This window comes from Sporosarcina pasadenensis, from assembly GCF_047228845.1.
Lineage (GTDB): Bacteria > Bacillota > Bacilli > Bacillales_A > Planococcaceae > Sporosarcina.
Genome location: NZ_JBFEGM010000003.1, coordinates 1 through 18,715 on the forward strand (window position 1 = coordinate 1; position 18,715 = coordinate 18,715).

16 protein-coding genes and 17 tRNA genes are annotated in these 18,715 nt (G+C 45.8%); 26 read left to right on the plus strand and 7 right to left on the minus strand.

From position 1 onward, the window contains the following. From AB1K89_RS05290 to AB1K89_RS05370, 17 genes are all read left to right on the plus strand, one after another. Positions 1-75: transfer RNA gene (locus AB1K89_RS05290), tRNA-Asn, on the plus strand. Positions 76-78: 3 nt separating this feature from the next. Continuing rightward, positions 79-169, plus strand: a tRNA-Ser gene (locus AB1K89_RS05295). 21 nt (positions 170-190) lie between these two features. After that, positions 191-265: transfer RNA gene (locus AB1K89_RS05300), tRNA-Glu, on the plus strand. A 165-nt stretch (positions 266-430) separates the two neighbouring features. Beyond that, a tRNA-Val gene (locus tag AB1K89_RS05305) sits at positions 431-506 on the plus strand. A gap of 26 nt (positions 507-532) precedes the next feature. Continuing rightward, positions 533-607: transfer RNA gene (locus AB1K89_RS05310), tRNA-Met, on the plus strand. A 3-nt stretch (positions 608-610) separates the two neighbouring features. After that, positions 611-686: transfer RNA gene (locus AB1K89_RS05315), tRNA-Asp, on the plus strand. 9 nt (positions 687-695) lie between these two features. Further along, positions 696-771, plus strand: a tRNA-Phe gene (locus AB1K89_RS05320). A gap of 12 nt (positions 772-783) precedes the next feature. Then, positions 784-856, plus strand: a tRNA-Thr gene (locus AB1K89_RS05325). Between the two features lie 10 nt (positions 857-866). Continuing rightward, a tRNA-Tyr gene (locus AB1K89_RS05330) sits at positions 867-951 on the plus strand. Between the two features lie 11 nt (positions 952-962). After that, positions 963-1,036, plus strand: a tRNA-Trp gene (locus tag AB1K89_RS05335). A 24-nt stretch (positions 1,037-1,060) separates the two neighbouring features. Then, positions 1,061-1,136 (plus strand) — tRNA-His (locus AB1K89_RS05340). A 40-nt stretch (positions 1,137-1,176) separates the two neighbouring features. After that, positions 1,177-1,252: transfer RNA gene (locus AB1K89_RS05345), tRNA-His, on the plus strand. A gap of 9 nt (positions 1,253-1,261) precedes the next feature. Continuing rightward, positions 1,262-1,333, plus strand: a tRNA-Gln gene (locus AB1K89_RS05350). Between the two features lie 5 nt (positions 1,334-1,338). Next, positions 1,339-1,413 (plus strand) — tRNA-Gly (locus AB1K89_RS05355). 10 nt (positions 1,414-1,423) lie between these two features. Beyond that, positions 1,424-1,497, plus strand: a tRNA-Cys gene (locus tag AB1K89_RS05360). Positions 1,498-1,531: 34 nt separating this feature from the next. Then, positions 1,532-1,612, plus strand: a tRNA-Leu gene (locus tag AB1K89_RS05365). Positions 1,613-1,681: 69 nt separating this feature from the next. After that, a tRNA-Leu gene (locus tag AB1K89_RS05370) sits at positions 1,682-1,762 on the plus strand. Between the two features lie 97 nt (positions 1,763-1,859). Here the strand turns inward: AB1K89_RS05370 and AB1K89_RS05375 are convergent. Further along, the gene (locus tag AB1K89_RS05375; RefSeq protein ID WP_413053755.1) at positions 1,860-2,573 is read right to left on the minus strand and encodes a B3/B4 domain-containing protein; all 714 of its coding nucleotides are present in this window, start codon (positions 2,571-2,573) and stop codon (positions 1,860-1,862) included. A 58-nt stretch (positions 2,574-2,631) separates the two neighbouring features. On the opposite strand from AB1K89_RS05375, the gene queG reads away from it, so the two are divergent. From queG to AB1K89_RS05390, 3 genes are all read left to right on the plus strand, one after another. Then, positions 2,632-3,759: a tRNA epoxyqueuosine(34) reductase QueG gene (gene queG, locus AB1K89_RS05380; protein WP_413053756.1), complete on the plus strand. Its 1,128-nt coding sequence runs from the start codon at positions 2,632-2,634 to the stop codon at positions 3,757-3,759. Between the two features lie 13 nt (positions 3,760-3,772). Then, positions 3,773-4,246 (plus strand): tRNA (uridine(34)/cytosine(34)/5-carboxymethylaminomethyluridine(34)-2'-O)-methyltransferase TrmL, encoded by a 474-nt coding sequence (gene trmL, locus AB1K89_RS05385; RefSeq protein WP_413053757.1) that lies wholly within the window; start codon positions 3,773-3,775, stop codon positions 4,244-4,246. Between the two features lie 315 nt (positions 4,247-4,561). After that, positions 4,562-5,392, plus strand: a complete 831-nt coding sequence (locus AB1K89_RS05390) for an aldo/keto reductase (protein ID WP_413053758.1) — start codon at positions 4,562-4,564, stop codon at positions 5,390-5,392. Between the two features lie 82 nt (positions 5,393-5,474). Here AB1K89_RS05390 and AB1K89_RS05395 read toward each other — a convergent pair whose 3' ends face one another. From AB1K89_RS05395 to AB1K89_RS05405, 3 genes are read right to left on the minus strand one after another with little or no spacing between them, the layout of a single operon-like run. Further along, complete coding sequence (locus AB1K89_RS05395; RefSeq protein WP_413053759.1) at positions 5,475-6,332, minus strand: RluA family pseudouridine synthase; 858 nt, start codon at positions 6,330-6,332, stop codon at positions 5,475-5,477. After that, positions 6,329-6,808 (minus strand): thioredoxin family protein, encoded by a 480-nt coding sequence (locus AB1K89_RS05400; RefSeq protein ID WP_413053760.1) that lies wholly within the window; start codon positions 6,806-6,808, stop codon positions 6,329-6,331. Before AB1K89_RS05400 ends, AB1K89_RS05395 begins: the two co-directional genes overlap by 4 nt. Position 6,809: 1 nt before the next feature. Then, positions 6,810-7,235: a disulfide oxidoreductase gene (locus AB1K89_RS05405; RefSeq protein ID WP_413053761.1), complete on the minus strand. Its 426-nt coding sequence runs from the start codon at positions 7,233-7,235 to the stop codon at positions 6,810-6,812. Positions 7,236-7,366: 131 nt separating this feature from the next. Here AB1K89_RS05405 and AB1K89_RS05410 point away from each other — a divergent pair, with 131 nt between their 5' ends. Further along, the gene (locus tag AB1K89_RS05410) at positions 7,367-8,911 is read left to right on the plus strand and encodes a GNAT family N-acetyltransferase (protein ID WP_413053762.1); all 1,545 of its coding nucleotides are present in this window, start codon (positions 7,367-7,369) and stop codon (positions 8,909-8,911) included. 45 nt (positions 8,912-8,956) lie between these two features. On the opposite strand, the gene AB1K89_RS05415 is transcribed toward AB1K89_RS05410, so the two are convergent. Beyond that, a complete protein-coding gene (locus AB1K89_RS05415) occupies positions 8,957-10,291 on the minus strand; it encodes a hemolysin family protein (protein ID WP_413053763.1) in 1,335 nt (444 codons plus the stop codon). Positions 10,292-10,456: 165 nt separating this feature from the next. Between AB1K89_RS05415 and chrA the strand changes: the two genes are divergently transcribed. From chrA to AB1K89_RS05435, 4 genes are all read left to right on the plus strand, one after another. Beyond that, positions 10,457-11,638 (plus strand): chromate efflux transporter, encoded by a 1,182-nt coding sequence (gene chrA / locus AB1K89_RS05420; RefSeq protein WP_413053764.1) that lies wholly within the window; start codon positions 10,457-10,459, stop codon positions 11,636-11,638. Between the two features lie 614 nt (positions 11,639-12,252). After that, positions 12,253-13,995, plus strand: coding sequence for an ABC transporter ATP-binding protein (locus tag AB1K89_RS05425; protein WP_413053765.1), 1,743 nt, complete (start codon positions 12,253-12,255; stop codon positions 13,993-13,995). Further along, positions 13,992-15,743: an ABC transporter ATP-binding protein gene (locus tag AB1K89_RS05430; RefSeq protein WP_413053766.1), complete on the plus strand. Its 1,752-nt coding sequence runs from the start codon at positions 13,992-13,994 to the stop codon at positions 15,741-15,743. Before AB1K89_RS05425 ends, AB1K89_RS05430 begins: the two co-directional genes overlap by 4 nt. Positions 15,744-16,465: 722 nt before the next feature. Beyond that, positions 16,466-17,722, plus strand: a complete 1,257-nt coding sequence (locus AB1K89_RS05435; protein ID WP_413054015.1) for an MFS transporter — start codon at positions 16,466-16,468, stop codon at positions 17,720-17,722. 35 nt (positions 17,723-17,757) lie between these two features. On the opposite strand, the gene AB1K89_RS05440 is transcribed toward AB1K89_RS05435, so the two are convergent. Both AB1K89_RS05440 and AB1K89_RS05445 read right to left on the minus strand, forming a co-directional pair. After that, a complete protein-coding gene (locus AB1K89_RS05440; RefSeq protein WP_413053767.1) occupies positions 17,758-17,910 on the minus strand; it encodes a hypothetical protein in 153 nt (50 codons plus the stop codon). 47 nt (positions 17,911-17,957) lie between these two features. After that, on the minus strand, positions 17,958-18,161 hold the full coding sequence (locus AB1K89_RS05445) for a YheE family protein (RefSeq protein WP_413054016.1): 204 nt from the start codon (positions 18,159-18,161) through the stop codon (positions 17,958-17,960). 54 nt (positions 18,162-18,215) lie between these two features. Here AB1K89_RS05445 and AB1K89_RS05450 point away from each other — a divergent pair, with 54 nt between their 5' ends. Next, positions 18,216-18,626, plus strand: coding sequence for a ferritin-like domain-containing protein (locus AB1K89_RS05450; protein ID WP_413053768.1), 411 nt, complete (start codon positions 18,216-18,218; stop codon positions 18,624-18,626). Positions 18,627-18,715: the final 89 nt, after the last annotated feature.

Below are 18,715 nucleotides of genomic sequence, written 5' to 3' on the forward strand. Positions count from 1 at the left end.
TCCGCAGTAGCTCAGTGGTAGAGCAATCGGCTGTTAACCGATCGGTCGTAGGTTCGAATCCTACCTGCGGAGCCAATTGGAGAGCTGTCCGAGTGGCCGAAGGAGCACGATTGGAAATCGTGTATACGCTAACCGCGTATCAAGGGTTCAAATCCCTTGCTCTCCGCCAGATTTATTACTTACTAGATATGGCCCCTTGGTCAAGCGGTTAAGACACCGCCCTTTCACGGCGGTAACACGGGTTCGAATCCCGTAGGGGTCACCATTTTCACGAACAGCCTTTCCAATTAGATTGCGGATCCCCTTTAAAGTGGGAGAAGCAAGCAGGTCGCGGAAGCGATTGAAGGAAAGAGGGAGCGTACCTAAGTACGTGACCGAGTGAGTGAAAGAAGCTGACAAAGAGATGCGCAGCTTATCACACTTTAAACACGGAGGATTAGCTCAGCTGGGAGAGCACCTGCCTTACAAGCAGGGGGTCGGCGGTTCGAACCCGTCATCCTCCACCATTATATTATGAATAACTTATTATTATCGCGGGGTGGAGCAGTGGTAGCTCGTCGGGCTCATAACCCGAAGGTCGCAGGTTCAAATCCTGCCCCCGCAACCAAAAGGTCCCGTGGTGTAGCGGTTAACATGCCTGCCTGTCACGCAGGAGATCGCCGGTTCGATCCCGGTCGGGACCGCCATTTTTATGTGGCTCAGTAGCTCAGTCGGTAGAGCAAAGGACTGAAAATCCTTGTGTCGGCGGTTCGATTCCGTCCTGAGCCACCATTTTAATATTATGCCGGTGTAGCTCAGTTGGTAGAGCAACTGACTTGTAATCAGTAGGTCGTGGGTTCGACTCCTATCGCCGGCATGCTTCTCTTGGTGGGGTAGCGAAGTGGCTAAACGCGGCGGACTGTAAATCCGCTCCCTCCGGGTTCGGCGGTTCGAATCCGTCCCCCACCACCATTTATTTTTACAGGGGCATAGTTTAACGGTAGAATAGAGGTCTCCAAAACCTTTGGTGTGGGTTCGATTCCTACTGCCCCTGCCATTCTTGTTTCAACCCAATATTATGGCGGTCGTGGCGAAGTGGTTAACGCATCGGATTGTGGTTCCGACACTCGGGGGTTCGATTCCCCTCGTCCGCCCCATTCTATGCAGCGTACTATTAAAAAATATATAATTATTATGGCGGTCGTGGCGAAGTGGTTAACGCATCGGATTGTGGTTCCGACATTCGGGGGTTCGATTCCCCTCGTCCGCCCCATTTAATTCTTGGGGTATAGCCAAGCGGTAAGGCAACGGACTTTGACTCCGTCATTCGTTGGTTCGAATCCAGCTACCCCAGTTTTTGCGGAAGTAGTTCAGTGGTAGAATACGACCTTGCCAAGGTCGGGGTCGCGGGTTCGAATCCCGTCTTCCGCTCCACTTTTCTTACGGCGGCATAGCCAAGCGGTAAGGCACGGGTCTGCAACACCCTTACCACCGGTTCGATTCCGGTTGCCGCCTCCATATTTCATGTATGCTGTAAGTGAATTGTTATTATGCCCGAGTGGTGGAATGGCAGACACGTCGCACTCAAAATGCGATGCCGCGAGGCGTGCCGGTTCAAGTCCGGCCTCGGGTATCCACATCGAGAAGATGCAACCAAGGTTGCATCTTTTCTCTTTCCAGTTTTATTTAATCTCTCTTCAATGCCCAAGTGGTGGAATGGCAGACACGTCGCACTCAAAATGCGATGCCGTAAGGCGTGCCGGTTCAAGTCCGGCCTTGGGTATCCAGTTCTACAATAAAACGCTCCTTCCACTATTACGTGGACAGGAGCGTTTTCCATGGGGAGGAGTAGTATCTGCTTGCTGACCATCCGTGAACGTTCACAGATGGAATGGTTTGCTTCCATTTAACATAACGGAAGGACTCTCTTCATTCAAAACAAAGCAAGCAGATTCCCCACCGCTAATGGACGTAAACATATTACCGCATGCAGTCGTCAGTTGCAGAGCTTCTTCCTTGTCCATCGAAGGGCGGAGAAAAAGGACATGGAGCGCATCCGTTGTCTCTTCCGTAACGGCCGTTCTGACAGAGTCTACATAAGGGCTGCCGAAAGGACTGTATTCGTCTTTTAATTGAAGAATGCGGTGCAGTGAGTTGAAACGACCGTTCAATCCGTCATAACCGTCTTCCTCACCGCCAACGGTCAAATGGACATCTCCGACAATTTTACCTAAGTCGTAAATACCTGCTGGGATTTCATATTGGAGAGAGAAAAACGTATTCAGGTCAACCGCTGTATGTACTGTCCGCAAGTAATTCTGCTTTTTAATCCTACGGAATAGAGCTTCCGCAGATGGTCGGTATCGGTTTGGATCTGCCCCAAAAGCTTTCCACGTCTCTCTCCATTCCTGGATTCCTCGGAAATCCGTTAAAGGCTTGGTGTCCAATTCGAAAAACAGTTGTTCTTGGAACAATTGGAGTCTTCCTTTTAGCATTTGAGGAGATTCTGACACAGTAATTTTGGTATAATGGATAATGCCCAATTTCAAACCGGGCACCAGTTGAAAAAGATCTTCATCTATAGTTATTTTCATCTTCATCACCTTTGTCATTATCTTTTTATCAATCCTACCATAAAGGAGGCGGAACGTAGTGAATGTCGCTCAGCTACAGTCATCAATAAAAGAATATGCAGCTACTATCGGAATCGATAAAATCGGCTTTACGACCGCCGCCCCTTTTTTAGAATTAAAAAACCGGTTACGACGTCAACAGGAATTGGGCTATCAATCGGGCTTTGAAGAAAGTGATATCGAAAAACGGACGGAACCGATACTATTGCTTGATCGCGCAGAAAGCATCATTTCCATTGCCGTCGCTTATCCTTCTAAAATGACAGATGCGCCTAGAGGAAAGAAGGGGGAAAGGCGCGGTATCTTTGCAAGGGCATCTTGGGGGATGGATTATCATCACGTCCTCCGTGAAAAGCTGCAACTACTGGAAACATATATTTCCGAAAAGATGCCGAATGCTAAACTGCGGTCGATGGTGGATACCGGGGAGCTCGTTGATCGGGCTGTTGCCGAACGGGCAGGAATCGGCTGGTCAGGGAAGAATTGTTCAGTCATCACGCCTGAATATGGATCGTACGTCTACTTAGGGGAAATGATAACGAATATCCCGTTTGAGCCGGACATACCGATGGAGGATCAATGCGGGGATTGTACACTTTGTTTGGATGCTTGTCCTACAGGGGCTTTGATTCAAGGCGGTCAGCTGAATGCTCAGCGATGCATCGCATTTTTAACACAGACGAAAAAACCGATTCCCGAGGAATTTCGTGCCAAAATCGGAAACAGGGTATACGGCTGTGATACATGTCAAACCGTTTGTCCGAAAAACAAGGGGAAATACAATCTCCATCAGCCTGCGTTTCAACCGGAGCCGGAATTGGCGAAACCGCTTCTCGTGCCGATGCTCAGTTTGTCGAATCGTGAATTCAAGGAGACGTATGGACATATGTCAGGTTCATGGAGGGGCAAGAATCCGATACAGCGGAACGCCATCCTTGCGCTTGCGCACTTCAAGGACGAGACGGCCGTGCCGACACTGGCAGAACTGCTTGTGAACGATCAACGCCCTCTCATCCGGGGGACAGCCGCATGGGCCCTTGGACAAATCGGCACGAGCGAGAGCATAGAAGCAATTGAAATAGCAATACAAAAAGAAGAGGATGCCGACGTACGCATCGAGATGGAAAGAGTATTGGAGACTATTTGAAGGAAGTGCTGAAATGGCGATACATGTCGCATTATTTGAACCACTAATACCCGCAAATACCGGGAATATCGCCCGTACATGCGCCGGGACAGGAACTAAGCTGCATCTTATCAAACCGCTCGGATTTTCCACCGATGATAAAATGCTTAAACGTGCAGGACTGGATTACTGGCAATACGTCGATATTACGTATCATGAAGGCATACAGGAGTTTCTTGACGCATTTCCTGAAGCGCAGTTTTACTTCATTACGAAATTCGGCGAGAAGGCTTATTCGGACTTTGATTTTTCGAATCCTTCAAAGGATGTCTTTTTCGTATTCGGGAAAGAGACCACAGGATTGCCTGACGAAGTTATTGAGCAAAGCAAAGAGAATTGTCTGCGCATCCCAATGAATGATCACATCAGATCATTGAACCTATCCAACACAGCCGCTATTCTTATCTACGAGGCCCTACGGCAACAATCATTTTTAGATTTGAAATAAAGAAACGGGACAGCCATTTGAGGCATGTCCCGTTTTTACTACTTATTTTTTCACTTTACCTGGTTTATCTTCGTATCCACCTGTAAGAATTGCAGAAAGGAATGCGAAGCAAACAGCCATAATAAGGATAAGATTCATCAGATGTACCTCCCGTAAAATCAGTAGTCCTTGATATAGTATACCCTATCACGTCTTAAAATGAAATGTCTGCATAGTTAAATTGTGTCATTCTGATTAACTATTAACTATCATCATTCGTCAAAGTTATGAAATACAGGTACAATAAAAGTACAAACTGTATTGGAGGAAAGCGGAATGGATACTTTTGACGGCAAGATAACATTATCGAACGGTGTTGAAATGCCTCAGCTTGGCCTCGGCGTTTACAAGATGACTGATTCCGATGAGACAATACGGGCGATTTCATATGCTTTGGAAATCGGCTATCGGGCTATCGACACTGCTGCAATCTATGAGAACGAGCAAGAAACAGGTATTGCAATACGGCAATCGGGAATTCCGAGAGAGCAGTTGTTCATCACATCGAAAGTGTGGAACAACGACCAAGGGTATGATGCAACATTGAGAGCTTTTGAAGCCTCTTTGGAAAGACTTGGAACGGATTATTTGGACCTTTATTTGACCCATTGGCCGGTCGCAGACAAATTCGAGGATACATATCGTGCAATTGAGAGGCTCTATGATGAAAAGCTGATCCGGGCTACAGGGGTATCCAATCATCACATCCATCATCTCGAAAAAGTTTTCAACGTTGCGAATGTGAAGCCGATGGTGAATCAGATTGAATTGCATCCGCGGCTCACACAGGAGCCTTTACGAAACTTCTGCAATGAACATGGCATAGTCGTCACTTCATGGTCACCGCTAGCTAGAGGCAGGCTCATGGACGAGCCGACATTGCAACAGATCGGGTTGACGTATGGAAAGACTCCAGCGCAAGTCATTATTAGATGGCATCTGCAGCATGGACTGGTTGTCATCCCTAAATCGGTGACTCCGGCTCGCATCCAATCAAACATCGACGTGAATGACTTCGAGTTGACACCGGAAGATATGATGAAAATTGATGCCTTGAACCTCGATGAACGAACCGGAACAAACCCTGAGAAGTACGACGAAGCGTGAATGTTTCATTTAACTACATGAGAATAAAAACGAAAAACCGCGGAAAGTTTGAACATACACGTTCATTCTTTTCCGCGGTTTTTTATATGACTTCTATTGTTGTCTGTTCTTCTGTAAAAGGGTGCTTGAAGGAAACCTTCTTTGCGACCAATCGATAGTTTCCGTCTGCAGTTTCGCTTCCGCCATAAAGTGTATCGCCTTTGACGGGATGCCCAATATGGGAGAAGTGAACTCGAATCTGGTGGGTTCTGCCGGTTTCAAGACTCGCTTCCACTCTTGTCGCCTCATCATCCCGTTCTAAGACACGGAAGCGGGTAATGGCATCCTGTCCGCCTGGGGAGACCCGGCGCCTTGTTGGATGGTGCCGGTCGCGTCCGATCGGATATTGAAGCGTCCCTCTCATCCGTTTTAAGCGTCCATCGACTTCGGCATGATAGATGCGCGTAATCGCACGTTCCTCGATCATCCGATCAAAAAGCGCTTTGGCAATAGGATGCTTTGCAACGAGCACAATTCCTTCTGTCCCTTTGTCGAGACGATGGATATGCTCTGCGTAAGCTCCGCCGTTCCTTGCTACATGTGCCATGACGGCGTTCATGAAAGTCCCGCCTTCATCTGTTTCATCTGGATGGATGGCCATGCCTGCAGGCTTCAGAGCGGCAATGATATGTTCATCCTCAAACAAGACAGAGACTTTGGTTTGTTCGTCCGGCTTATAAGAAGAAACGGCGTCGTTGAAGTGAAAGATAAGTTCTGTTCCTGCTTGTAAGGGCGTGCGCCAATCTATTGGGTTCCCGGCTGTATCCGTAACAGCCTTTTCCATCCTCATCTGATGGATGGTTTTTTTGCCGGCTTTCCATTCATCCCGAAGTAGCTCTTCAATCGTTAGCCCATCATGATTTGATTGATAACGGAAGGTCGTATTTAGATTTTCCATCATTTCTTATCGTACTCATCGAAGAAGGCTCGAATATTTTCATCCACCGGTTCTGGTGGCAACCCTACAGAACGGGAAACTTCTTTTCCATCTTCATAATGGATTAACGTCGGCCATGATGTGATGCCATAGGGCTGGGCTTCTTGTTCGAACTCCAGCAAGTTGTATTGGTACACATGAATCCCTTTTTCTTTCGCAATTGGCATAAGTATCGGTGTCATTTGCATGCAATACGGGCAGTCTGGTGAGAAGAAGTATGCAGTGACAGACTCTCCGGAAGTGATTTTTTCGTAAAGTTCATCCGGAAGGACGATGTTGCTGTAATTTTCATTGCCGATCAAGTCGATAGTAGACTGTTTAAGTTGCTTAGTCCCATATGGGTTATCCTTCAACTTATCTTTGTTGGTTTGATTATTCAACACGATGATTAAAGCGAAGATGGCGACGATGACACCGCCAATGATAAGTAATTTCTTCAATTCAATTATACTCCTTTTGCCATTTCAATAAGAAGAGGCTTGTAATGAGGATCAGCACAAATGCCGTCAAAGCCATGAACGGAATTGTGATGAATCCAAGATAGTTCACATACTGGCCTGTGCAGGAAACATTTCCGCAGGCCGGTGCGCTGTCTTGCAGAAAACTCAGTTTCTGGATTCCATAATGGTACAGCGAGATGGAACCGCCGACAATTGCAAAAACAGCTGTCGTCAAAGCGATTTTAGCATTTTTCTGGAATAAAGCGACGCCCGTCATTAAAACGATTGGATACATGAGGATGCGTTGATACCAGCATAGAGTGCAAGGTTCATAACCTCGTACAATCGAAAAGTATAAAGATCCGAATGTTGCGATGAGGGAAATGGTAAAGATGAAAACAAGACCGTTCTCCAACCGTTTGTGCATATTGTCAACTCCTGTTTCTATGACTCCTCTTTGATTATACGGCGTGGGCGTATCCGTGTAAAATAATCGGAATCACATGATTTTTCATCGTCAATTATGGGTACATAATATGAAGAAAGGGTGAACTGTGGATGAGTGAAGAAATTGATTTATCGTCATTTGAAATGAGTATGGTCATCCGTGAGATGAAAGAGGATGACATCGAAAAAATATTGAACATGCAGGAAGTATGTTTCCCTGGTATGGAGCCGTGGGAGGAAGAGCACCTGAAAAGCCATCTGTCCATTTTTCCGGAAGGGCAATTCGTCGCCGAGCTTGATGGGGAAATTATCGGTTCCTGTTCGAGCTTGATCATCAATTTTGATGAATACGATGATCGCCATACTTGGGATGACATTTCCGCGAAAGGCTATATTACGAACCATAATCCCGAAGGATACAATCTTTACGGCATCGAAGTGATGGTCCATCCTGAATACCGGAGGATGAAAGTTGGGCAACGGCTCTATGAAGCGAGGAAAGAGCTCGTCCAACGATTGAATTTGAAATCGATCATCATCGGTGGCAGGATCCCGAATTATCATCGGTATGCTAATGAAATGTCTGCCCGCGAATATGTGGAGGCGGTGACACGGCATAAAATCTACGACCCGGTCCTCACGTTCCAATTATTGAATGATTTCACCCTCATGCGGATCAATCCGAATTATTTGCCTGATGATAAAGCATCAAAAAAATATGCGACGCTCATGGAATGGAACAATGTTGATTACAAAGCAACTACTAAACGGCATTATAAGACAAGTTACCCTGTCCGTATTTGTGTTGTCCAGTATTTAATGAGGAAGATTTCTTCATTCGACGAAATGGCCAATCAATGCGAATACTTCGTTGATGTCGCGTCGGATGCGGGTTCTGATTTTGTCGTCTTCCCAGAAATATTTACGACGCAGCTCATGTCATTCCTAGAGGAGCCTTCGCCGAGCAGGGCGGTGCGGAAGATGACGGAGTACACGCCGGAGTATATCGAAATGTTCACGAATCTTGCGGTCCGCTACAATGTGAATATTATCGGTGGCTCTCATTTCGTCGAGGAAGAGGATGAGGAGATCTACAATATCGCCTACCTTTTCAGGAGGGATGGGTCGATCGAAAAGCAATACAAGATCCATATTACACCGAATGAAAGGAAATGGTGGGGAATCAGCCAAGGGGATGAAATCCAAGTGTTTGATACCGACTGTGGAAAAATCGCCATTCAAATTTGTTATGACATCGAGTTTCCTGAGCTTGCAAGAATTGCGACGGACAAAGGGGCGAATATTATTTTCACGCCATTTTGTACGGAAGACCGCCAAGGGTATTTACGCGTCCGATATTGCGCACAAGCCCGCGCGATTGAAAACCAGATTTACACGGTCATTTCAGGGACGGTCGGCAATTTGCCGCAAACTGAAAATATGGATATCCAATATGCGCAGTCGGCCATCTTCTCGCCCTCGGATTTCGAATTTGCAAGGGATGGAATCGTCGGAGAAACGAACCCTAACTTGGAAATGGTTCTTATCGGGGATGTCGATCTGGAGATATTACGACGCCAGCGACAGGACGGAACAGTGAAGCAGCTAAAGGACCGCCGCCATGATATATACCGTGTGGAATATAAAAAGGGTTAATAAGAACAAAACGGCATCTCCGAGTTAAGGAGATGCCGTTTATTATTATGATTCAACCTGTAAGTCGGCTGATCCGTTCTCTTTATCATATTTCATAGCTTCCAAGTAGAGGATGTGATGTCCTTCGACGTCCTTCACGGTGAACTCATAACCTTGCTCAATGATCTTTTCACCCGGGACCGCTTCAAAACGTTCCGACATAAACCATCCGCCGATCGTATCAATATCCTCTTCATCGATATCAATATCGAGCACATCGTTAACGTTTTCAATTAACATTTTTGCATCCAATATAAAATGGTTATCATTTATTTTCTGTACTTCAGGCACTTCATCCATATCAAATTCGTCTTGGATCTCTCCGACAATCTCTTCTAAAATATCTTCGATCGTCACAAGTCCGGAAGTCCCACCGTATTCGTCCATAAGAATGGCCATGTGGATCCGTTCACGTTGGATTTTCAACAGAAGATCGCCGATTGCCATCGTTTCTATGACTCGGATGATCGGTTGCATATATTCACTGACAGGCTGATCTCCCGTTGTCGGATCTTTGATAAACGCCGTCAATAGATTTTTCATATTCACCAAGCCGATGACATGGTCTTTATCTCCATCCGTGACAGGATATCTTGTGAATTGCTCGACACCCATCATTTCAAACATTTCCCGTAATGTGACATCTTTCTCGATTGTCATCATTTCGGTACGCGGCACCATGATCTCTTTGGCGACCCGGTCGTCAAATTCGAATATCTTATTGACGAATTTGTATTCCGACTGGTTAATTTCCCCGCCCTTCAGGCTATCGGTCAGAATCAATCTCAGCTCGTCCTCCGAGTGTACCATTTCTGTTTCGGAAGCGGGTTTGAACCCGAATAGCCGAGTAATGAGACGTGCTGATCCATTCATCCCTTTAATGACTGGGAACATAATGAAAAAAAAGAAAATGAGCGGTTTCGCTGTTGCCAGCGTAATGGCTTCCGCCCGTTGAATTGCGATCGTTTTAGGAGCCAATTCACCTACTACCACATGTAAAAACGTTACGACGGTAAATGCGATGATGAAAGAAAGGATTGTCGCAGCATGCGGGGCAATTTCAAAATGGGAGAAAACCGGCTTCATTAGCAGTTTCACGGTTGGTTCACCAAGCATCCCCAGTCCTAGAGCTGTTATCGTTATGCCCAATTGACAAGCCGATAAATATTCGTCGAGATTACTGATGACTCTTTTTGCTGTGATCGCCCGGCGGTTCCCTTCCGCGACAAGCTGGTTGATCCGCGTTGTTCGTACTTTCACTATTGCAAATTCACTCGCAACAAAAAATGCGGTGAGTGCGATCAAGGCAGCAAATGCTGCCAATCGTATGGCAATTTCCAAATAAGTTTACTTTGTCCCGCGCCCGAATGAGGGGTAGAACAAAGTGCACACCTCCTGTAAGGTTAAAATGGTTAGTTAAGATAATGATAAATTATTTACAAGAAAAAAACAAATGGTTTTGCCTAAGTCTTGTATATTAGTTATAGTACGTTCGGAGGTGTAGTTGTGAAGAAGCAGAAAAATGCATCAGAGATTTTACGCACATCATTGCTGCTTGGACTGACTTCCTTTGGAGGTCCTGCAGCCCATATCGGTTATTTCAGAGACGAATATGTGAAGAAAAAGAAATGGCTCGACGATAAAATGTATGCGGATATTGTGGCGTTATGCCAGTTCTTACCGGGTCCTGCAAGCTCGCAAGTCGGGATTGCGATCGGGTTAATGCGCGGGGGGTTACTCGGAGGAATCCTTTCGTGGATCGGTTTCACATTGCCGTCGGTATTGCTGTTAATGGCATTTGCCTGGCTCATTTCCTCGACAGCTACCTTTGACCTCGGTTGGATCAAAGGATTGAAGATTGTTGCAGTCGCTGTTGTAGCGCATGCATTGGTCGGGATGAGCAAGTCGTTGACACCCGATCGGGCAAGACTGACACTCGCCCTCGTTGCGGCTGTTTTGACGTTATTGATTCCGACAGCGGTGGGACAAATTGCTATCATCGTCGGCGCAGGATTTGTCGGTTATGCTCTATACCAGAAGGAGAAGGCACCGAAGCCTGAATCCATCGATCTTTCATTCGGAAAGAAGACAGGCGTGGCGGCATGGGTGATTTTCTTCCTACTGCTTATAGGAATTCCGGCAATCAGGTCTTTCTTTCAAAATGCATTCATCGAGATTTTTGATATATTCTATCGGGTCGGTTCGATTGTTTTTGGCGGAGGGCATGTCGTATTGCCGATGCTTGAACGGGAAGTCGTACCGGCGGGCTGGATGGACGCTGAGACGTTCATCGCAGGATACGGGGCGGCACAAGCCGTGCCAGGTCCTCTATTTACGTTGGCTGGCTATTTGGGACAGCTGATGAGTGGACCGTCAGGGGCTGCGGTTGCGGTCATCGCTATGTTCCTGCCTTCATTTTTGCTCGTCATCGGTACATTGCCATTTTGGTCAACGATCCGTTCGAAGCCAGGAATTCAAGCGGCTTTGAAAGGAGTGAATGCAGCAGTCGTAGGAATTTTACTAGCTGCGCTATATGATCCTGTATTCACAAGCTCCATAGGTTCTTCGGTAGACTTCGGAATTGCCATCATCGCATTCGGTCTCTTAATGTATTACAAAATGGCTCCTTGGCTTGTTGTTTTAATTACTGCTGGATTAGGAGCTCTGTCTCATTTATTAGTTGGGTGAGTCATAATGGATGAATTACTAGCATACATTAAAAAATGCCAGGAATAATGCTCCTGGCATGCCCGCTCTATATGTTACTTTGCCGTGGGGTAACTGTTGGTGAATATTGTCGAACATCCACATAAACGAGTAAAAACCACATCGTTTCTATTCTCGAGTGGTATGACTGTTCAATACCCGATTGCAGCGAATTGAAACAATCAATGCGAATTGTATAGAAATGTATTGACAAATCGAAATTATCAATGGTAATGTTGAATTATTCGAAAATCTAAATAGTTAGGAAGGTGCGGAAAATGCAAAGAATCATTTTTATCAAACAACAATCAAATATGAATTCCGTGCTGACCTGCAGTTTTTCTATTCTATGAAATTTATCGGGGCGGCATGACTTATCGTCCCTTTTTTTTGAGCACACGCTTATCTTAGGAGGCGTGTGCCTTTTTTGTCTTTGGAATTAATAATTTCGGTGTTTTCACGGTTACCGTGTAACATAAAAAACTGTAGGAAAGGAGCGCTGATCATGAACTATGTAAATCAGCAACGGAAATTATTAAAGAAGGAATCTCTTGAAAGTGGATAGTTGAGAGAATTGAAGGAAGAAGGTTGAAAACATGTTTTCGGTTTTATTTAAATTAAAGTGGTTTTTCAAAGAAAACCGCAAAAGGTACACGGTTGCACTTGTCCTATTAATGATGACGAATGTGCTTGTCATTTTGCCTCCATGGCTAATCGGTAAGGCGATTGACACGATTTATACGCAGACGATGACAACGCATCTGCTTGCACTATTCATCGGTACGATGTTTCTCATCATGCTTTTCTCATATGTCGGCAACTTCGTCTGGCAATACCAGCTCTTCGGTGGGGCATATGTTATTGAAAGGCAATTGAGGACTCGGCTTATGCGCCATTTCCTAAAAATGACACCGACATTTTATGAGAAAAACAAAACAGGCGACCTAATGGCGCGTTCGACGAATGACCTCCGTGCGATTTCAGAAACGGCAGGATTCGGAATCATGACGCTCGTCGACTCGACTTTGTATTTAGGTACGCTAATCATTACAATGGGATTCGTCGTCTCATGGAAGCTGACACTTGCAGCGATTTTGCCGTTACCGATTTTGGCTTTCATTTTGCAAGTGCTCGGAAAGAAGATACATGAACGGTATATGACTGCACAGGAGGCGTTCGGGGAACTGAATGATAATGTGCTGGAGGCCGTGGCAGGTGTCCGGGTCGTCCGTGCTTATGTACAGGAGCGTGCTTCCGAGCAGCGGTTTGCGGATATGACGGAAGATGTGTACAAGAAGAATATGCATGTCGAAAAGATCGACGCTCTGTTCATGCCGTTTACGAAAGTGCTCACGGCAATGACATATATGATTGGACTCGGATATGGGGCTTATTTGGTTTCAGCTGAAGAAATGACGTTAGGTAATCTTGTCACATTCAACGTTTACTTAGGAATGATCGTTTGGCCAATGTTTGCAATCGGTGAGTTGATCAACGTGTTGCAACGCGGAAATGCTTCTTTGGACCGCGTCATGGAGACGTTAGATTATGAGGAAGATGTGAAAGATCCTGACGAGCCAGTCGACGTCGATCAGCCGGAAAGCGTCGGATTCAATGACGTCAGCTTCACGTATCCAATGTCGCATGCAATCAATTTGGACCATATCGAACTTCAGTTGGATCGGGGACAGACGCTCGGCATCGTCGGAAAGACGGGAAGTGGGAAAACGACGTTCGTCAAGCAGCTTTTGCGTGAATATCCAGCGGGCGACGGGGAAATCGTCTTCTCGGATGTTGCACTTCAATCATTGAAGAAGGATCAAGTCCGCGATTGGATCGGCTATGTACCACAAGACCACGTACTCTTCTCACGTTCCGTCCGGGACAATATCCTGTTTGGACGTCCGGAAGCGACAGAGGAAGACATTGCAGAATCGATCCGTCTATCACATTTTGAAAAAGATTTAGAATTGCTGCCGGCGGGCTTGGATACATTGGTGGGCGAGAAAGGTGTTGCATTATCGGGTGGCCAGAAGCAGCGGATCTCGATTGCACGTGCTCTCGTGAAAAATCCTGAAATCCTTATACTCGATGACTCGCTTTCCGCTGTCGATGCGAAGACGGAAGCGAAAATCATTGAAAACATCCAGTCGGAACGGTCAGGGAAAACGACGATCATTACGACGCATCGTCTATCCGCCATCCAACATGCGGATTGGATCATTGTCCTCGATGATGGACGTGTCATTGAAGAAGGAACACACGAAGACTTGCTTGCGAACAACGGATGGTATAAAGAGCAATTCGACCGCCAGCAGATCGGGGAGGTTGAAACATGACTACCGGAAAACGTTTAGTACAGTATGCACTTGATTATAAGAAGCTTTTAATTACAGGACTCGTCCTTCTCGGCTTCGCTGTCGCAGCAGACTTGATGGGACCTTTGATCGCGAAGAAGATCATTGACGATCATATCGCGACGTCAGTAGATAAGACTATCAATTTCACACCGATCGCCAAACTGTTAGCTATATTTTTCAGCTTGGCAGTCGTTACAGCTATCTTGCGGTATTTCCAATATTTATTGCTGCAAAATGCCGCAAACCGGATTATCCAGAAAATGCGGAACGAATTGTATGGGCATATCCAGACGTTGCCGATCCGTTATTTCGATAATTTGCCGGCAGGGAAGGTCGTTGCACGAATTACAAATGACACCGAAGCAATCCGGAATTTGTATGTGACGGTCGTTTCACAGTTCGCAATTAGCGGCATGTATATGCTCGGGATTTTCATCGCCCTCTTCTACTTGGATCCGAAAATGGGGGCGATCACGCTATTCGTCTTGCCAGTCCTATACGTCTGGATGAAATTGTACCGGAAGTTCGCTGCAAAAGTGAACCATATCATCCGAAGCAAAAACAGTGAGATGAATGCGATGATCAATGAATCAATCAACGGAATGACAATCATCCAAGCGTTCCGCCGCGAAAAGCAGATGGATGGCGAATTCAATGAATTGAATGATGAGCATTATAAGTATCAAAGCAAATTATTGAAAGTCGAAGCGGCGACGTCCCATAATCTCGTCGATATTATCCGTTCGTTGGCTTTCGTCTTTCTGATCTGGTATTTCGGCGGTGCTTCGCTGTCGGCGGAGAGCGTCATTTCTGTCGGGATGCTTTACGCATTTGTCGATTATATTACACGGCTATTCAACCCGATTACGGGAGTCGTCAACCAGTTTGCGCGACTCGAGCATTCTCTCGTCGCAGCAGAGCGCGTCTTCAGTCTAATGGATCGCCAAGGGGAGCCAGTGAGCGATGAGAAGATTACCCGTTATCGAGGGAACGTCCGATTCGAGAAAGTCTGGTTCGCTTATAAAGATGAGGAATATGTGCTGAAAGACATTTCCTTCGAGGCGAAGCAAGGGGAGACCGTCGCGCTCGTCGGCCATACCGGCTCCGGTAAGAGCTCCATCATGAACTTGCTTTTCCGTTTCTATGACGTATCGAAAGGGAAAATTACGATTGATGGCATGAATATTGGAAACATGTCGCGCCAGACGATCCGCGATCATATGGGAATCGTTTTGCAGGATCCGTATTTGTTCAGTGGAACAGTGGAGTCGAACATCAGCCTGGGGGATGGACGCATTTCTCGCGAAAGAGTGCAGCAAGCACTTGATGCTGTTGGCGGGGACCGTGTGCTGAAGCATTTGCCTGGCGGGATTGACGAGCCGGTCGTGGAGAAGGGAAGCACGCTTTCGTCTGGTCAACGCCAACTCATTTCCTTTGCACGGGCACTTGCCTTTGACCCGGCCATCCTCATATTGGATGAGGCCACTTCCAATATCGATACGGAAACCGAGGAAATCATCCAGCATGCGATGGACGTGTTGAAGAAGGGACGAACGACGTTCATCATTGCTCACCGTTTGTCTACAATTAAAAACGCGGACCGCATTTTAGTGCTGGACCGCGGTGAAATCGTCGAGCAAGGCAATCACGATGAATTGCTCGCGCTTGGCGGTCAGTATGCACAGATGTATAAATTGCAGGCGGGGAATAGTTCGAGAGTTGGTTAAATTGTAGGTAGGGGCTGTCACGGAAAGTCGGTAAAATGACTTTTCTTGGCAGCTTTTTTGTTATGAAGCGAGCCAGCGTCCAAAACGGGAGGTTGCGCGTCCAAAGCGAGTGGTTGCGCGTCCAAAGCGAGAGGTTGCGCGTCCAAAGTGAGAGGTTGCGCGTGCAAAGCGAGTGGTTGCGCGTCCAGAGTGAGAGGTTGCGCGCCAAATCGAGTCGCTCTGCCAAATTTGCTGAAACTTTAATGGTGCATAACCGTAAATGGAATAAGAGACTGTTCAGAAAATAGATAAAGAAGAAATGAGGAGATTATAATGAAGAATTTCAATGTGGTGGAATGTCCTAAATGCGGCAGCCGTGAAATAGGCAGAGGTAGGCAATCTGGATACGCTGGTGTAACTCCCTACGAGAGAATGGGATTCAATCATAGTCTAGTACTTTTAATCTGCACGGAATGCGGATGGGTCATCGGCAGTTATGTAGAAAAACCTGCAGCTTTCAAAAAGACTGTAAGTGATTACATCCGTGGCATTTAGCCGATCCACTTGCACAAAGTTGTAATGAGTGAGTTGCTTTGATATCACGTTCTATGTGATATCAAAGCGGCTTCTTTTTTTATTTTTTCAAAGGTTTGATTAAAACGATAATCCCATTGCGAAATACTTCGCAAACACGTATATTTAGAGTATCGAAATATCGTGTCGCGAGAAAGTTGGAAATGTGGATGAAATGGTTCAGTGAATGGGGACGGAAATTTTCCTCTTTCAATCGGAATGTGAGGCTTTTTATTATCGGGAATGCGCTCATTCAGGTCGGGATGGGTGTTTTCATGGTCATGTACAATTTATACATACGGGAACTCGGAATGCCGGAAACGGTTAATGGGAGAGTGATTTCCATGACCGCAATGGCTTCTGCAATCATGCTCGTTCCTGCCGGGTTTTTAAGTGATAAATTCGGCCGTAAATGGATGATTGTCGGCGGTGCCCTACTTACGGTAACGACGCTATTTTATAGGGGTATCGCGGTTTCGGAAACTCCGATTATTGCGGCTGCATTTTTGACGGGTTTATTCATGGCATTCGTTCAAGTTTCGGGTATCCCGTTCCTAGCGGAAAACTCGTCTCCAACTGAAAGGGTCAAGCTTTTCAGCTTCAATTTTGCAATTATAACGATTGCGAATGTCATCGGTTCTTTAGCGGGAGGAATCATCGCGGATTTCCTAGAAACTGTTCTAAAGATCAGTGCAGCGGAAGCAATACGATATTCACTGCTTTTAGGTGCAGCTATTTTTACAGCCGGCTTGATTCCTTTATTCAAATTAAAGGAGAATCGAACTGAGTTCGCAAAGGCGAAAAAGGGAGACAAGGAGCAAGCTTCAACAGAGGATGATAGCTTGAAGCGGAATCTGATTGTCATTTTTCACTTTTCATTCGCAAGTTTGCTGATCGGTTTCGGTTCGGGATTGGTCGTTCCATACTTGAATTTGTATTTTGCTAATCGTTTTAATGCTTCCAATTCCTATATCGGGCTTGTGCTGTCATTGGGTTCGGCCATGACAGCGGTAGCAGCAATGATCGGCCCCGCACTCTCACGGAAAGTCGGCAAGGTGAAGGCGCTTATTTTATTTCAAGCGTTGTCGATCCCTTTCCTTCTATTGACTGCGTATACAACGTCCCTATGGTTGGCGTCACTCGGCTTTCTCCTACGGCAGGCGCTCATGAATGCAGGCAATCCAATCCAAAGTGCCGTGGCGATGGAAGTCGTGTCGGATAAATACAAAGGGCTCGCCAATTCCATGAACCAGATGGTATTCAGTCTTGGCTGGGCCACGATGGGAACGGTTGCGACAGGATTAGTAGTTGCTAACGGATCTTATTGGGGCTATGCATATGCATTCACGATTACAGCAGGGCTATATATTGTTTCATCGGTTTATTATTATTTCATTTTTGGTAGAAGAAAATTGGCAGGGGAATAAAAAAGGGCAATCCCAATTCCGGGATCGCCCTTTTGTCATTCGCCTCGTTGATATTGGGTTTCCTTCCAAGCATTCTGCTCGTTGGGCACCCGGCTTTTATCCTCAAAGACATTTTCAGTTTTCTGGTTTTGCACTTCCAATTGTTCTTTTTCTTTCTGTAATTGTTCAGGGGTTTTTTCTTTATCCACATCCATCGCCTCCTTATCGAGGGATAGTATGTACGGAAAAAATTCCTTCATTCATATACGTGGAATGTCATTAGTTCGTGGATCATTTTTTTGACGTTTTCTTCATCAGTCGGAGTGCAACTTGTCCAGACAATCGTGCCATCCGGTTTATAGTCTCCTGTGAAACGTTCGTTTTTATAAAAAAATGAAAACGTCCAACCTGGCAAGCTGCCACCTGCAAACATCGGTTTGTAGCTGAAATGCTGAAGCATCGTATTCATACTCCTTTCATAGACAAGCGCCCACCCGCATAAAGTGTACAAAAGATGCGAAAGGGTGCTGACGTGTTTGTCGATAAATTAAAGCAGGCCATCGAGGGTGAATACAAAGACTATTACTTTTACAAGTCCATGTATGAAAAAACAGATGATCCGCTTTGGCGGGACTTCATCCAACATGCTTATGAAGACGAAAAAAGCCATTATGAAATGTTTCAACAACTCTATTATATGATGACCGGGACATTTGTACAAAATCCGAAGAAGCCGATTCCATGCTATAACTTCAAGCAATGTGTCAAACAGGCGCTCGTCGGTGAGTTGGATGGGGTGGAAACATATAAGGAAATGCTGTTGACGATACCTATTCAGCAAGCTTATAATCCTTTGTTTATTGCCATGCATGACGAAATGGAGCATGCCATCCGGATGTCGACGATTTATAATTCATTGAAGTGATTGCAAACACGAGACCATCTTTACGATGATCCCGTGTTTTTTTTGCTAGCAAACAAGCAGAATCCAATAATGGAATTACAAATAAAAAG

Excerpts from the sequence above, each read along its gene's own strand:
- AB1K89_RS05390 (WP_413053758.1), top strand. The coding sequence starts at position 4,562 with ATGGATACTTTTGACGGCAAGATAACATTATCGAACGGTGTTGAAATG.
- AB1K89_RS05405 (WP_413053761.1), bottom strand. The coding sequence starts at position 7,235 with ATGCACAAACGGTTGGAGAACGGTCTTGTTTTCATCTTTACCATTTCC.
- AB1K89_RS05375 (WP_413053755.1), bottom strand. The coding sequence starts at position 2,573 with ATGAAAATAACTATAGATGAAGATCTTTTTCAACTGGTGCCCGGTTTG.
- AB1K89_RS05445 (WP_413054016.1), bottom strand. The coding sequence starts at position 18,161 with ATGCTTCAGCATTTCAGCTACAAACCGATGTTTGCAGGTGGCAGCTTG.
- AB1K89_RS05450 (WP_413053768.1), top strand. The coding sequence starts at position 18,216 with ATGCGAAAGGGTGCTGACGTGTTTGTCGATAAATTAAAGCAGGCCATC.
- AB1K89_RS05435 (WP_413054015.1), top strand. The coding sequence starts at position 16,466 with ATGAAATGGTTCAGTGAATGGGGACGGAAATTTTCCTCTTTCAATCGG.
- AB1K89_RS05395 (WP_413053759.1), bottom strand. The coding sequence starts at position 6,332 with ATGATGGAAAATCTAAATACGACCTTCCGTTATCAATCAAATCATGAT.
- AB1K89_RS05410 (WP_413053762.1), top strand. The coding sequence starts at position 7,367 with ATGAGTGAAGAAATTGATTTATCGTCATTTGAAATGAGTATGGTCATC.
- AB1K89_RS05430 (WP_413053766.1), top strand. The coding sequence starts at position 13,992 with ATGACTACCGGAAAACGTTTAGTACAGTATGCACTTGATTATAAGAAG.
- AB1K89_RS05425 (WP_413053765.1), top strand. The coding sequence starts at position 12,253 with ATGTTTTCGGTTTTATTTAAATTAAAGTGGTTTTTCAAAGAAAACCGC.
- trmL (WP_413053757.1), top strand. The coding sequence starts at position 3,773 with ATGGCGATACATGTCGCATTATTTGAACCACTAATACCCGCAAATACC.